Genomic DNA, 13204 nt, shown 5'->3' on the forward strand with positions numbered 1-13204 from the left:
CGTATGACAGAGCAGAGGCAACCCGCCGGAGACCACGGCGGGTTGCCTTCCGCTTTTAACCAACCTGGCCAGGAGCCGGAACGGCGTGAAGCACGACGGCGTCGTCCGCCTTTCCAGGGCTGGGGCGCCGCTGTCTTCGGCGCGGTGGTGACGGCGGTCGCTGGGACGGCCCTGCACTCACAGATTCTCTATGCAGCGGACGCCAGCTATCCGTGGGGAGCCGCGGCGGCTCTGCTGTTCGCCCTGGCGGTGATGGTTTGGGCCGGGCTCAAGGCGCGCAATGTGCTGGTAGCCGGGCTGACCGGTGTTCTCGCGTACGTCCTGGTTGGCCTGATGGCCTTGGCTCCGGGAACCGAGCCTCTGATTGTCACGGGGACGTCTGCTGCGGTGGAATTGCCGATTGCCGTGGCCGGCCGGATCTGGATGATCGGGCTGGTCCCGGCCACGCTGGCGGCGATGCTGGTCTGCATCTGGGCACTCAAACCGCGGCGGGCGAAAGCCTGATTCCGTCCGGCCGAGGCCTCATCCGTCCGCGGTCGGGAGGGTGTCAGTTGGCCGTTTGGTCCAGATGGTGGGCCAGGAAGATTGAGGTTGCGGTTCCGTCCTCGTCGGCGGGTAACATTGCGTATTCCTCAAAGATTGCGCGGATCTTCGCCAGCATCTCCTTGCGGTGCGCGTCGTTGAGCTTGATGCCCATCCGCGTCGTTTCGATCTCATCCGGGGCCAGGCCCTCGATCTCCTGCAGGAAGGTCTCCACCAACACGGGTGCCGCGTCCGGCATCTTGGCGCCCCAGGACATCCGGGTGGCGCGGTAGGGGACTTCCTTGGCGCCCCGGTTGCCCTTGCGCGGTTCTTCGGCCTCCAGGAAGCCGGTATTGAGCAGCGTGCGCACATGGTGCAGCGACGTAGCGGGATTCAGGCCGAGCAGCTCCGCAAGCTCCTTGTTGGTCCGGGACCGGTGCAGGCAGAGCCGGAGAATACGCAGCCTGACCGGCGAGCTGAGCGCCCGCCCGGTGGCTTGCAGGTCCTGATCCGTAGGCATGAATCCAGCATACGTCACCATCGGCAGAATGATTGATGTTCCCCAATCGCTGACCGACACATTGACGGAGTGATCGAGCCTGGCGCCCCGCATGCTGTCGACGCCACCGCGGAAGCCGAATCTTCCGCGTTGACGGAAGCACCGCCGTCGTTATAGCGGGACACGAACGCCGCCGCCTTCCGTCCGCCCCCAAACCATCAGCCAATCCGGGGTCCAGATCGGCCAGCTGGCCATGCGGTGCTCGGACAGCTACGAGGGTAGACGGCCTGCCCGCGGACCGCGCCGCGGCGGTGCGGGCGGAACCTGCTTGGCTGCCGTCACTGCGGACAACTGAACAACGACGTCGCCGCGCCGCGCCGTCCTGACCGTGCAGGTCTCGGCATCCGCGGCCAGCAGTTCGCCGAGCGCGTCCGTCAACCCGCCCTCTATCCGGTAGCGGACCACCACCCGCGTTCCGGGCGCGGCCGAGGCCAGAAACGAGACAGGAGCTGAAGGAGTAGCGGGTATCACGTGACCATCCTAGGGGTGCGGCCTCCGGCTGGGGAGATAATGGTCCCAAGCGATACGCTTGGGCTAACTGTTCAGAAAGGTGCTGACGGACGTGACGTACGTAATCGCACAGCCGTGCGTGGATGTAAAAGACAAGGCATGTATTGAAGAATGCCCCGTGGACTGTATCTATGAAGGTGAACGGTCCCTCTACATCCATCCGGATGAATGCGTCGACTGCGGTGCGTGCGAACCGGTGTGCCCGGTGGAAGCAATCTACTACGAGGATGACACTCCCGAGGAGTGGGCCGACTACTACAAGGCGAACGTGGAGTTCTTCGACGACCTGGGCTCCCCGGGCGGTGCTGCCAAGCTGGGCAACACACACAAGGACCACCCGCTGATCGCTGCGCTGCCGCCGCAGAACCAAGACTGAACTCGATGAGTTCTTTCGGCCTGCAACTGCCGGAGTACCCGTGGGATGCCATGGCGCCCTATGCGCAGAAGGCGGCAGAGCACCCCGGCGGCGCGGTGAATCTGTCCATCGGCACGCCGGTTGACCCCACCCCGGCCGTCATCCGCGAGGCATTGACCGCCGCCGCCGACGCGCCGGGCTATCCGACCACGCACGGCACCGCCGAGCTGCGTGAAGCGATAGCGGACTGGTTCGCCCGCCGTCGCAATGTGCCCGGCATGGACCCGGAAGCGATCATGCCCACCGTCGGGTCCAAGGAACTTGTCGCCTGGCTGCCCACACTGCTGGGGCTCGGCGCGGGCGACGTGGTGGTGCGGCCCGTCGTCGCCTATCCCACGTATGACATGGGCGCCATCCTGGCCGGCGCCACCCCGGTGGCTGCCGACAGCCTGGCGGACTTGGATGCGGAGACCAGAAGCCGGGTGAAGCTGGTGTGGGTCAACTCGCCGGGGAACCCCACCGGCATTGTCCGGGACCAGGACGAACTGCGCGCCCTGGTGGAGGACGCCCGGAAGCTGGGCGCCGTCGTCGCCTCCGACGAATGCTATGCGGAACTGGGCTGGGGCAGTTGGGACACCGCGCGCGGCGGACAGATTGTTCCCAGCGTGCTGGATCCCGCGGTGGCACAGGGATCGCACCAGGGCCTGCTGTGCACTTATTCGCTCAGCAAACAATCGAACCTCGCCGGCTACCGGGCGGCTTTCCTGGCCGGCGACCCGGAGCTGATGCCCAACCTGATCAACAGCCGCAAGCACGCGGGCATGATCGTGCCGTTCCCGGTGCAGGCCGCGATGCGGGCGGCGCTGCAGGACGATGCGCACGTGCAGGAGCAAAAGAACCTGTACCGGGGCCGGCGGGAGCGCCTGTTGCCGGCGCTGGAGAAGTTTGGCCTGACAATCCACCATTCCGAGGCCGGGCTGTACCTCTGGGGAACTGCCGGTGAAGATACGTGGACAACGGTGGGCCGCTTTGCCGAACTGGGCATTGTGATCGGTCCAGGGGTGTTCTACGGCGACGCCGGAAACGGCTACGTCCGAGTGGCGCTGACCGGCAGCGACGAACGGATCGACGCCGCCGTCGAGCGGCTTTCCTGACCCCATGCAGGTTGCTGCTCACTGTGGATACGAACAAAAATGTGAGTCGCGGATTAGATATATCGGTGACTGTGCAGGTAGCGTTTTACCCGAGTATGTGCATGCTCAGAGCCACTAGTGCCCGGCGTGCCGTTAGCTTCCAAACCTCCTGAAGGGGACTCAATGACTGAGCAGACCGGTGCCACGCTGCACTTTGCCGGCGGCGAACTCGAACTTCCGCGGCTCAAGGCCGCCGAAGGCAATGACGGTTATGACGTATCCAAACTGCTGAAGCAGACGGGCGCGGTCACCTTCGACCCGGGGTTCATGAACACCGCGGCGACCACCTCCGCCATCACCTACATCGACGGCGACGCCGGCGTGCTCCGCTACCGCGGCTACCCGATCGAGCAGCTTGCCGAGCACTCGTCCTTCCTGGAAGTGTCCTACCTGCTGATCTACGGCGAACTGCCCACTCCCACGGAGCTGGAAACCTTCGACCACAAGATCCGCCGCCACACGCTGCTGCATGAGGAGCTCAAGGGGTTCTTCGGTGGCTTCCCGCGCGACGCACACCCGATGCCGGTGCTGTCCTCCGCCGTCAGCGCGCTGTCCACCTTCTACCAGGACTCGCTGGATCCGTTTGATGACGAGCAGGTGGAACTGTCCACCATCCGCCTGATGGCCAAGATGCCGGTGATCGCCGCCTACGCGCACAAGAAGTCCATCGGCCAGGCGCTGCTGTATCCGGACAACTCCATGAACCTGGTGGAGAACTACCTGCGGCTCAGCTTCGGTTTGGCGGCCGAGCCCTACGAACTGGACCCGACCGTGGTCAAGGCGCTGGACCTGCTGCTGATCCTGCACGCGGACCACGAGCAGAACTGCTCCACGTCCACCGTGCGCCTGGTGGGCAGCTCGAACGCGAACATGTTCGCGTCCGTCTCCGCAGGCATCAACGCCCTGTTCGGCCCGCTGCACGGCGGCGCCAACGAGGCCGTGCTGAACATGCTCCGCCAGATCCAGGCCAGCGGCCAGGCTCCGGAGCAGTTCATGGAGAAGGTCAAGAACAAGGAAGAAGGCGTGCGCCTGATGGGCTTCGGGCACCGCGTCTACAAGAACTACGATCCGCGCGCCCGCCTGGTGAAAGCCACGGCGCACGAAATCCTGGGCAAGCTCGGCGGCAACGATGAGCTGCTGGACATCGCCATGCGCCTGGAAGAGAAGGCGCTGGCGGATGACTACTTCATCGAGCGCAAGCTGTACCCGAACGTGGACTTCTACACCGGCCTGATCTACAAGGCCATGGGCTTCCCGGAGAAGATGTTCACCGTGCTGTTCGCCATCGGCCGCCTGCCGGGTTGGATTGCGCAGTGGCGCGAGATGATCAAGGATCCGCAGACCAAGATCGGCCGCCCGCGCCAGTTGTACACGGGCGCACAGGAGCGCCAGTACCCGGCCCGCTAAACACCAAATAACGACGGCGGAGCCCCGCCTTAACCTCGACGGCCCCTGGAGCAATCCAGGGGCCGTCCGTTTGCTTCAGGCGGAGATCATCGACGCGCCTAGACACCTCGCTCGTGCCTCGCTCGGCGATGCGCGCTTACGATAATCCCCGCCTGCCGCACGTATCGATCAGTCAGTTGGCGTGGCCCGTGGACGACAAAGCGCCGGTCGCGCCAGCTCAGGGTTTCTCTGCCAGATCACCGGTTGCACCTGACCCCGAGATGGACGCTATACCCTGACCTCGCCGCTCGCGCGGGCGGCCGGACAGTCCCTGGGACGCTCTCCCGGCGGTTGGCCGTCCGGGTCAGCTTGCGTAGCCGTTGGGGTTGTTCTTTTGCCAGCGCCAATGGTCCTCGCACATCTGCTCCAGCGTCTTGTTGGCGGACCAGCCGAGTTCGGCCAGCGCGGCCGAGGGATCGGCGTAGCTGACGGCGGCGTCGCCGGGGCGCCGGTCGGTCAGCTCATAGGGGATCTCGAACCCTGCGGCCTTGCCGAACGCGGCAAGGACCTCCAGCACCGAGGACCCCTGGCCGGTGCCCAGGTTCCAGCGGCGCACTCCGGACCGTTGCGCGACGAAGTCCAGCGCGGCCAAATGCCCGGCGGCCAGGTCCATCACGTGGATGTAGTCGCGTACGCCGGTGCCATCCGGCGTCGGGTAATCGCTGCCGAACACCCGGACCTTGTCCCGGCGGCCCACGGCCACTTGGGCCACGAACGGCAGCAGGTTGTTCGGTACGCCGGTCGGGTCTTCGCCGATCCGTCCGGACTCATGGGCGCCCACCGGATTGAAGTAGCGCAGCAGGGCCACGTGCCAGCGCGGGTCGGAGGCGCCCAGGTCGGACAGGATGTCTTCGATCTGCTCCTTGGTCCTGCCATAGGGGTTGATCGCGTCCAGCGGCAACTTTTCGGTCAACGGGACTTCCTCGGTGGAACCGTAGACGGTGGCAGAGGAGCTGAAAACAATAGTGCGGACGTTGTGGGCCTCCATCGCCCGGAGCAGGTTCAGCGTTCCGCCCACATTGTTGTGGTAGTAATGCAGCGGTTTCTCAACGGACTCGCCCACGGCCTTCAGCCCGGCAAAGTGGATCACGGCGTCAACGTTTTCGGTCCCCAGCACGCGGTCCAACGAAGACTCATCCAGGAGATCGGCCTGGTAGAACCGTGCTTCCCTGCCTGCGAGCTGCTGGACCCGGCGCAGCGATTCCTCACTGGAATTGGCCAGATTGTCGAGCACCACTACGTCATGGCCCGCCTCCAACAGGGAGAGGGTGGTGTGCGAGCCGATGAAGCCGGTTCCTCCGGTGACCAGAATTCTCATGCCTACCAGCTTAGTAGCTGGCCCCAGTTTCCCCGGCCGCGTCCGCGGCAGGGTCCAGTGGAGCGGCTGGACAGCAAGGTCTAGAGTTGAGCTACCGGCAGCAGCCGAATCCCGTGCGATAGACCGCGGCGGGAGCATTCCGGCTGCGCTGCTCTCGCCGCTACGAGCGAAAGGATGCGTACCGGATGCACCATACAGGTGGACCGGGGTGGCGGGTCACCGCCGACACCTCAGGACATATGCTGCTGGCCCTGTATCTTCGAGACGTTGCCGACCTTGCCGGAGCCGGATCACCGGCGGTCTCACCGGTGTTGCCCACCGTCCGCACCGCCGATCCACGCCAGCTGACCGCGCACGTTGGCGGTCCCTCGGCGTTGCGGGGCGAGTGGGAGCAGTGGTGGGAGGATCTGGTCCGTGAGCGCCCGGGAAACGCCGCCAAGCTCGCTCCACCATCGTTTCCGGCCTTTGCCGACAGCCCGGCCTTGCAGCGTCTCCTTCAAGCCCACTTCGGCGCAGCGATGAGTTGGTCACGAGCCAGGATGGCCGAGTATGGAAAGCTGGCGCAGGAGCGTGAAGCCAAGGGCAAGTCAGGGCTGATCAGCGAACTAATCCAGGACCGGGAGATGGAATTGGGGCGCGCGGCGCGGTCCTTCGAGTTGAAGCTGATCGAGCTGCCGCTGTGCGAGCCCCGCGCCTGGTTCGTGGAGCCGGACCGAATCCTGATGTCCCAGACGCTGATGGACGACGAGACCACCTTCCGCAGCTTTGTGCAGCCGATCGTTGAGCTGATGGTTTGACTCCGTTCGTACGGTCAGGCCTCGGTGCCCTGCGCCACGGTCACCACCACGTAGCCGGTGTCGGTATCGGCGGCGACCCATGCACCGTCGTCGCGCTGCCAGCTCAAACCCGCATAGGCGACCGATTCAAGGTCGAGTTGCTTCGCGGACGCGACTGCCCACTGGGCAACGGCCCATCCACGCTGATCGGCGGCGGCCACCCGGAGTTCGCGTCCGGCGACGGCCATGTCCAAACCGGGATGCACGGCAGCCAGCTGTGCCAGGACCGCAGTCGGGTCGCCGGTCGACTCGGCTTGCTTGAGCACGCAGTTCAGGGCGGCAGGGGAGTGGCCGGTCAGCGCCGAAGCAAAGGCCTTGGCTTCGGCCTCATGATCCGCATAGGCCAGGGGATAGGCGCTGCGTTGCACCGTCTGGGCGGCATCGGTCACCGGCATCGACTCATAGTCCGGAACCTTTTCGAGCACCTCGTAAAACTTATTCGCCGCATACACCGGGTCCTGTACCTGCTCTTCGGTGCCCCAGCCTTGCGACGGCCGCTGCTGGAACAGCCCGCGGGAGTCGGGGCCGGCCGCGTCGCCATAGTCGATATTGCGCAGCTTGGACTCCTGGATGGCCGTCGCCAAGGCAATCGACGCGGCGCGCGCAGGCAGCCCGCGCTCGATGGAGACTCCGGAGATCAGTGCGGCGTTCGCAGCCTGGTCCGGCGCCAGTTCAAAGGTGTCTGACCCAACGACGGCGGTGCACCGCTCCCTGACCAGGGTTTGGTTCCGGTCAATGAAAGTGGCGGCGAAGTAGACGGCGCCGCCGACCAGGGCCAGCAGGACAAACAGGCTGACCAGGCTTCGTCTCCGGCGTATGCGCGCTGCCCTGGACATGGCGGTGGCGTGAGGATTCTGCTAGTTGGCGTGCAGGACCGCGTTGAGCTCGACGCTCTGGCCCTTGCGCGGCAGGACTTCCACTGCGCCGCTGGTGGAGTTGCGGCGGAACAGCAGACTGGACAGGCCGGAAAGCTCTACGGCCTTGACTTGGCGGTGGTCCCCGCTGGCCACATCGAGGAGGCTGACCCGGGTGCCGGCGGTAACGTACAGGCCGGCCTCGACAACGCAATCGTCGCCGATGCTGATGCCGACGCCGGAGTTGGCACCCAGCAAGACACGCTCGCCGATGCTGATCCGTTCCTTGCCGCCGCCGGAGAGCGTACCCATGATCGAGGCGCCGCCGCCGACGTCGGAACCGTCCGCCACGATGACGCCCGCAGAGATGCGGCCTTCCACCATGGACGTGCCCAGCGTGCCGGCATTGAAGTTGACGAAACCTTCATGCATCACGGTGGTGCCGGCGGCCAAATGCGCACCCAGGCGGACGCGGTCGGCATCAGCAATCCGCACGCCGGAAGGGACCACATAATCAACCATGCGGGGAAACTTGTCCACGCCGTAAACGGTGACTTGCCCGCGGCGGCGCAAACGGCGGCGAACGGATTCGAAGCCTTCCACGGCGCACGGACCGAAATTGGTCCACACCACATTGGCCAGTTGGCTGAAGACGCCGTCCATGTTCAGCGAGTTGGGTTCGACGAGGCGATGGGAGAGCAGGTGCAGGCGCAGATAGGCATCCGCGGTGTCCGCCGGAGGAGCGTCCAGGTCGATGCTTCGGCTGAGAACCTCAAGATAGGTGCCGCGGTCGGCGTCGGCGCCGTCGGCGGCATCGGCCGCAAGGTCGTTTTCGGTCTCCTGACCGGCCGGCGGGGTACCCAAGGCGGGGGCTGGATACCAGACATCCAGGACGGTGCCGGTATCGGTGACGGTGGCCAAGCCGGTGCCATAGGCGGTGCGGGGAGCGGTTACAGCCGTGGTGCTCTCAGTCATGGTTTCAAGTCTACCGAGCGCGCCTGACGCATCGGGTACGTTGAGGGCGCCGCGGGTCGGCTGGCTAAGCTGGGGAAGTGACTTCTCCAATCGCCTTGGACCTGACCACCGACGTCGCCGACCTGACCGCCGCGCTAATCGACATTAACAGCGTTTCCGGGAACGAAACGGTACTGGCCGACGCCGTTGAGAACGCCTTGCGGACCCTGCCGCATCTGGACGTGGTCCGGGATGGCGACGCGATCGTGGCCCGCACGCAGTTGGGGCGGAAGGAGCGGGTCATCCTGGCCGGGCATCTGGACACCGTGCCGCTGCCCACCGCCGCCGGCTCCCGCGGCACCGTGCCGTCGGCCTGGGACGGGACCGTGCTCTACGGCCGGGGTGCTACCGACATGAAGGGCGGGGTAGCCGTGCAACTGGCCTTGGCCGCCGAGCTCACCGCGCCGGGCCGTGATGTCACCTATGTCTTCTACGATCACGAGGAAGTTGAAGCGTCGCTGAGCGGGCTGGGCCGGCTGGCGCGCAACCACCCGCAGTTGCTGCAGGGCGACTTCGCCATCCTGCTGGAACCAACCGACGGCACCGTGGAAGGAGGCTGCAACGGCACCGCCCGGTTCGAGGTCGGCACCGTGGGACAAGCAGCACATTCTGCACGGGCGTGGATGGGGATCAACGCCATCCACGCCGCGGCGGAGATCCTGGTCCGGCTCCGTGACCATGAACCGGCCACCGTGACGGTGGACGGGCTGGAGTACCGCGAGAGCCTGAACGCCGTAAAGATTAATGGCGGCACGGCCGGAAACGTCATCCCCGATGGCACAACGGTGGAAATCAACTACCGGTTCGCCCCCGATAAGTCGCCCGAGGACGCCGAGCTGTATGTACGCAACCTGCTGGATGGCTTCACCGTGGTGCGCACCGATGCTGCGGCCGGGGCCCGCCCCGGCCTGAACCACCCGGCCGCCGCCGACTTTGTTGCCGCCGTGGGGGCGGAGCCGAAGCCCAAATACGGCTGGACCGACGTCGCACGTTTCAGCGAGCTGGGCATTCCGGCGGTCAACTTCGGCCCCGGCGATGCGCTGCTGGCCCATACCGACAACGAACATGTGCCGGCCGAGGCCATCCGCGATTGCCTGGCCGCGCTGCGACGGTGGCTGGCAGACTGAAATGCTGGCCGGATAGGGTCCGGCTGCGGGGATCAACGGTGAAGGGGAGGATGCCCAGGCATCCTCCCCTTCTAGTTCGCCGCTTAGCAGCCGATATCAGACCTTGACGGCCATCGGCTGGGTTGTGAGCGGCTCCGTCTTGCCGGACGTCCGGCTGCTCAGGAACCGGGAGAGCCAGTTGGCAACCCAGGACAAGGTGAAATTGATGATGATGAACAGCACGGCGGCGACGGTCAGAGCCTGCAGGATGGGGCCGGCGGAACCGTAGATCTGCAGAGACCGCAGCAGTTCCGAGTAGGTGATGATGTAACCGAGGGCGGAGTCCTTCAAGATCACGACGAACTGGCTGACCAAGGCCGGCAGCATGGCCACCAGTGCCTGCGGCAGTTCAATGTTCCGCAACGACTGGCCACGGTTCATGCCGATGGCCATGCCAGCTTCCCGCTGTCCCTTCGGCAGGCCGAACACACCGGAACGCACCAGCTCGGCGATGACCGATCCGTTGTACAACGTCAAAGCCACCACGACGGCGTAGAACGGAATGTCTGCGGGGGTGCCGACCTGCAACTGCCCAAAGAGCAGCCAGAAGAAAATCATCATCAGCAGCACGGGGACTGCCCGCAGGAATTCGACGATCACGCCGCACAGCCAGCGGAGCGTGGCATTCGCGGCGAGCCGGCCTACGCCAAAGAGCAGCCCGAAGACCACGGAGGTGACGATGGCGACCGCGGCGGCCTTAAAGGTATTGATCAGGCCCGGCAGGATGGTGAACTGCCAGACGTCGGCAGTCAGGAAGGGTGTCCACAGCTCGGGTGCCAGTTGCCCCTTGTCATTGAGGGCCTTCAGCACGAAGAACGCGGCACCCAGGAAAATCAAGACCCCCAGGACGTTGATGACCATGATCCGCGCACGGGCCTTGGGGCCGGGTGCGTCGAAGAGGACGCTTTGCCTGATGCTGCTCATCGTGTCACCGCCAGTTTCGTCGAGAGCCACGTGGTCAGTAAGCCGATCGGGATCACGATGATCACGAAACCGGCGGCGAAGGTGGCGAAAATGGCCAAAATGACATCCGGCCGGAACTCGATCATGGTCTTCATCAGGCCGGCGGCTTCGGCGACCGACGCAGCCGCAGCCACCGTGGTGTTCTTGGTCAGGGCGATGAGCGTGTTGCCGAGAGGAGCAATAGCGCCGCGGAAGGCCTGCGGCAGGATGATCATCCGCGCCGCCGGCAGGAAGCTTAAGCCGATAGCGCGTGCTGCTTCGGCCTGGCCCAGCGGGACGGTGTTGACCCCGCTGCGGATCGCTTCGCACACGAAGGCGGCGTGGTAGACGGACAAGCCGACAACCGCCCAGAGGAAGAAGTTGAAGTCGAAGTCGCTCGAGAGGTTGAGCTGCAGCTGGAACACCAGGACCAAGATGCAAAAAGTCATGATGATGGTCAGCGGCGTGTTGCGGAAGACGTTGACGTACGCTGCACCTGCCCAGCGGAAGCTAGGCACGGGAGAGATGCGCATCAACGCCAGCACAATGCCCAGGGCCGCGGACCCCAGCGCTGCCCAGAACGCGAGCTGGATATTGACCCAGAAGGCTGCAACGACGTCATAGCTCTCCAGCGCCGTCAGGTAGCTCTGGAAATACTCGGACAAACTGTCCATCCCCTTTCGGTGGGAAGAGGCAAGTCACGCTGTGGGGCGGGAGATCCCCGCCCCACAGCAGCTGTTGCTAGGCGCAGGCTTCGGTCGGCTTCGGCGGGTTCAGTTCCTTGTTGTAGGAGTAGTCGACGCCCTCGGTGTTCTTCTTCAGGGCTTCGTCCCACGAGCCGTCTTCGACCATCTTGTTGATCGCAGCGTTGATATCGGCGCACTTGTCAGTGCCCTTGGGCAGGCCCACACCGTAGTTCTCCTCGGAGAACGGGTTGCCAACAACCTTGTACTTGCCCGCGTTGTTGGGCTGGGCTGCCAGGCCGGCCAGGATGATGTCGTCGGTGGTCACGGCGTCGATCTGGCCGCCCTGCATGGCGGTGACGCATTCTGCGTAGCTGGGCCGCTCGACCAGGTTCACGTTGGAGGCGTGCTCGTCCTTGATCCGCTGGGCTGAGGTGGAGCCGGTGACCGAGCAAAGGTTCTTGCCGTTGAGCGAGTCCGGGCCGGTGATTTCAGTATCATCCGCCCGGACCAGCAGGTCCTGGCCGGCCACGAAGTACGGACCGGCGAAGTCGACGGTCTTCTTCCGCTCATCGGTAATCGAGTAGGTGGCGAAGATCATGTCCACCTGGTTGTTGGCGAGCATGTTTTCCCGGTTGGCCGAGGGCGACTCGACGAATTCGATCTGGTCCTCGGTGTAACCCAGCTCCTTGGCCACGTACTTAGCTACATCCACGTCGAAGCCGCTGAACTGGCCGCTGGAGGAAAAGCCCAGGCCCGGCTGGTCATACTTGATGCCGATGCGGACCTTTTCGCCGCCGCCGCCGGTCTCGCCACCGCCGCCACCTTCGCTGCCGCTGCCGCCGCCGCAGGCGGACAGCACGAGCGCGGCTCCGGCTGCCATGGTAGCCATTCCGTAACGGATCTTTCGCATGTTTTCTCCTTGCGTTGTCGGCCCTCCTTCAGTGAAGGGCCAGATGTGTCAGGGGTTTAGTGTTCGAGAATCTTGCCCAGGAAGTCCTTGGCGCGGTCGCTCTTTGGGTTGGTGAAGAATTCTTCCGGCGTGGCCTGCTCCACGATCTTGCCGTCGGCCATGAAAATCACCCGGTCCGCCGCCTTACGCGCGAAGCCCATCTCGTGAGTCACCACGATCATGGTCATGCCTTCCTTGGCCAACTGCACCATGGTGTCCAGCACTTCGTTGATCATTTCCGGGTCGAGCGCCGAGGTGGGCTCGTCGAAGAGCATTACCTTCGGTCTCATCGCCAGCGCCCGGGCAATCGCCACGCGCTGTTGCTGTCCGCCGGAGAGCTGCGCCGGCAGCTTCTGCGACTGGTTGGCCACGCCTACCCGCTCCAGCAGGCTCATCGCCAGCTCCTTGGCCTCGGACTGCTTCATCCCTTTGACCTTGATCGGGCCCAGAGTCACGTTCTCCAGAATCGATTTGTGGGCAAAGAGGTTGAAGGATTGGAAGACCATGCCGACGTCGGCCCGCAGTTTGGCCAGCGCCTTGCCCTCGGCCGGCAGCTTGTTGCCGTCGATGAGGATCTCGCCGTCGTCGATGGTTTCCAAGCGGTTGATCGCCCGGCAGAGCGTTGACTTGCCGGAACCGGACGGCCCAATCACCACCACCACTTCGCCCTTGGTGACCTCCAGGTTGATGTCCTGCAGCACGTGGAGGGCGCCGAAGTGCTTATTGACGTTCTTCAAGGAGACCAGCGGCTGACCCAACGGGGTGGCAGACCTGGCTCCGGTTGCCGCCGCCGGAGCAGCAGGCGGCGTTTCACTGTGCGATTCGTCACTGGTCATGAAACGAATCTAGCGAAA

General features: G+C 64.8%; 15 protein-coding genes. 6 read left to right on the forward strand and 9 right to left on the reverse strand.

Features of this window, described 5'->3' with window-relative positions; all coding sequences use genetic code 11:
* Nucleotides 1-3 precede the first annotated feature (3 nt).
* Complete coding sequence (locus MNQ99_RS06395) at nucleotides 4-504, forward strand: hypothetical protein (protein ID WP_241914842.1); 501 nt, start codon at nucleotides 4-6, stop codon at nucleotides 502-504.
* 43 nt (nucleotides 505-547) lie between these two features.
* Here MNQ99_RS06395 and MNQ99_RS06400 read toward each other — a convergent pair whose 3' ends face one another.
* Together MNQ99_RS06400 and MNQ99_RS06405 are read right to left on the reverse strand one after the other, a co-directional pair.
* Nucleotides 548-1042 carry an ArsR/SmtB family transcription factor gene (locus MNQ99_RS06400; RefSeq protein WP_127511271.1) on the reverse strand — a complete coding sequence of 165 codons (495 nt, stop codon included), beginning with the start codon at nucleotides 1040-1042 and terminating at the stop codon, nucleotides 548-550.
* Between the two features lie 249 nt (nucleotides 1043-1291).
* A complete protein-coding gene (locus MNQ99_RS06405) occupies nucleotides 1292-1552 on the reverse strand; it encodes a putative acetyltransferase (protein WP_241914843.1) in 261 nt (86 codons plus the stop codon).
* Nucleotides 1553-1643: 91 nt separating this feature from the next.
* Here MNQ99_RS06405 and fdxA point away from each other — a divergent pair, with 91 nt between their 5' ends.
* The 3 genes from fdxA (at nucleotide 1644) to MNQ99_RS06420 (ending at nucleotide 4546) form a co-directional block, all read left to right on the forward strand.
* Nucleotides 1644-1967 (forward strand): ferredoxin, encoded by a 324-nt coding sequence (gene fdxA, locus MNQ99_RS06410; RefSeq protein WP_127511272.1) that lies wholly within the window; start codon nucleotides 1644-1646, stop codon nucleotides 1965-1967.
* Nucleotides 1968-1972: 5 nt separating this feature from the next.
* Nucleotides 1973-3100, forward strand: a complete 1128-nt coding sequence (gene dapC, locus MNQ99_RS06415; RefSeq protein WP_241914844.1) for a succinyldiaminopimelate transaminase — start codon at nucleotides 1973-1975, stop codon at nucleotides 3098-3100.
* A 162-nt stretch (nucleotides 3101-3262) separates the two neighbouring features.
* Nucleotides 3263-4546, forward strand: a complete 1284-nt coding sequence (locus MNQ99_RS06420) for a citrate synthase (protein WP_241914845.1) — start codon at nucleotides 3263-3265, stop codon at nucleotides 4544-4546.
* Between the two features lie 343 nt (nucleotides 4547-4889).
* Here MNQ99_RS06420 and galE read toward each other — a convergent pair whose 3' ends face one another.
* Complete coding sequence (gene galE, locus MNQ99_RS06425; protein WP_241914846.1) at nucleotides 4890-5903, reverse strand: UDP-glucose 4-epimerase GalE; 1014 nt, start codon at nucleotides 5901-5903, stop codon at nucleotides 4890-4892.
* Nucleotides 5904-6088: 185 nt separating this feature from the next.
* On the opposite strand from galE, the gene MNQ99_RS06430 reads away from it, so the two are divergent.
* Nucleotides 6089-6700 (forward strand): hypothetical protein, encoded by a 612-nt coding sequence (locus tag MNQ99_RS06430; protein WP_127511276.1) that lies wholly within the window; start codon nucleotides 6089-6091, stop codon nucleotides 6698-6700.
* Between the two features lie 14 nt (nucleotides 6701-6714).
* Here MNQ99_RS06430 and MNQ99_RS06435 read toward each other — a convergent pair whose 3' ends face one another.
* Nucleotides 6715-7575, reverse strand: coding sequence for a hypothetical protein (locus tag MNQ99_RS06435; protein ID WP_241914847.1), 861 nt, complete (start codon nucleotides 7573-7575; stop codon nucleotides 6715-6717).
* A gap of 21 nt (nucleotides 7576-7596) precedes the next feature.
* Nucleotides 7597-8568 (reverse strand): 2,3,4,5-tetrahydropyridine-2,6-dicarboxylate N-succinyltransferase, encoded by a 972-nt coding sequence (gene dapD, locus MNQ99_RS06440; RefSeq protein WP_241914848.1) that lies wholly within the window; start codon nucleotides 8566-8568, stop codon nucleotides 7597-7599.
* A gap of 77 nt (nucleotides 8569-8645) precedes the next feature.
* On the opposite strand from dapD, the gene dapE reads away from it, so the two are divergent.
* A complete protein-coding gene (gene dapE / locus MNQ99_RS06445; protein WP_241914849.1) occupies nucleotides 8646-9734 on the forward strand; it encodes a succinyl-diaminopimelate desuccinylase in 1089 nt (362 codons plus the stop codon).
* A 96-nt stretch (nucleotides 9735-9830) separates the two neighbouring features.
* Here dapE and MNQ99_RS06450 read toward each other — a convergent pair whose 3' ends face one another.
* From MNQ99_RS06450 to MNQ99_RS06465, 4 genes are all read right to left on the reverse strand, one after another.
* Entirely contained in the window at nucleotides 9831-10697 is an 867-nt protein-coding gene (locus tag MNQ99_RS06450; protein ID WP_241914850.1) for an amino acid ABC transporter permease, read from the reverse strand.
* Nucleotides 10694-11389, reverse strand: a complete 696-nt coding sequence (locus MNQ99_RS06455) for an amino acid ABC transporter permease (RefSeq protein WP_241914851.1) — start codon at nucleotides 11387-11389, stop codon at nucleotides 10694-10696. Before MNQ99_RS06455 ends, MNQ99_RS06450 begins: the two co-directional genes overlap by 4 nt.
* 67 nt (nucleotides 11390-11456) lie before the next feature.
* Nucleotides 11457-12311, reverse strand: a complete 855-nt coding sequence (locus tag MNQ99_RS06460; RefSeq protein WP_241914852.1) for a glutamate ABC transporter substrate-binding protein — start codon at nucleotides 12309-12311, stop codon at nucleotides 11457-11459.
* 56 nt (nucleotides 12312-12367) lie between these two features.
* Nucleotides 12368-13186 carry an amino acid ABC transporter ATP-binding protein gene (locus MNQ99_RS06465; RefSeq protein ID WP_422387500.1) on the reverse strand — a complete coding sequence of 273 codons (819 nt, stop codon included), beginning with the start codon at nucleotides 13184-13186 and terminating at the stop codon, nucleotides 12368-12370.
* Nucleotides 13187-13204 lie beyond the last annotated feature (18 nt).

Origin of the sequence: Arthrobacter sulfonylureivorans (assembly GCF_022637435.1) — a bacterium.
In the GTDB taxonomy this organism is placed as follows: domain Bacteria; phylum Actinomycetota; class Actinomycetes; order Actinomycetales; family Micrococcaceae; genus Crystallibacter; species Crystallibacter sulfonylureivorans.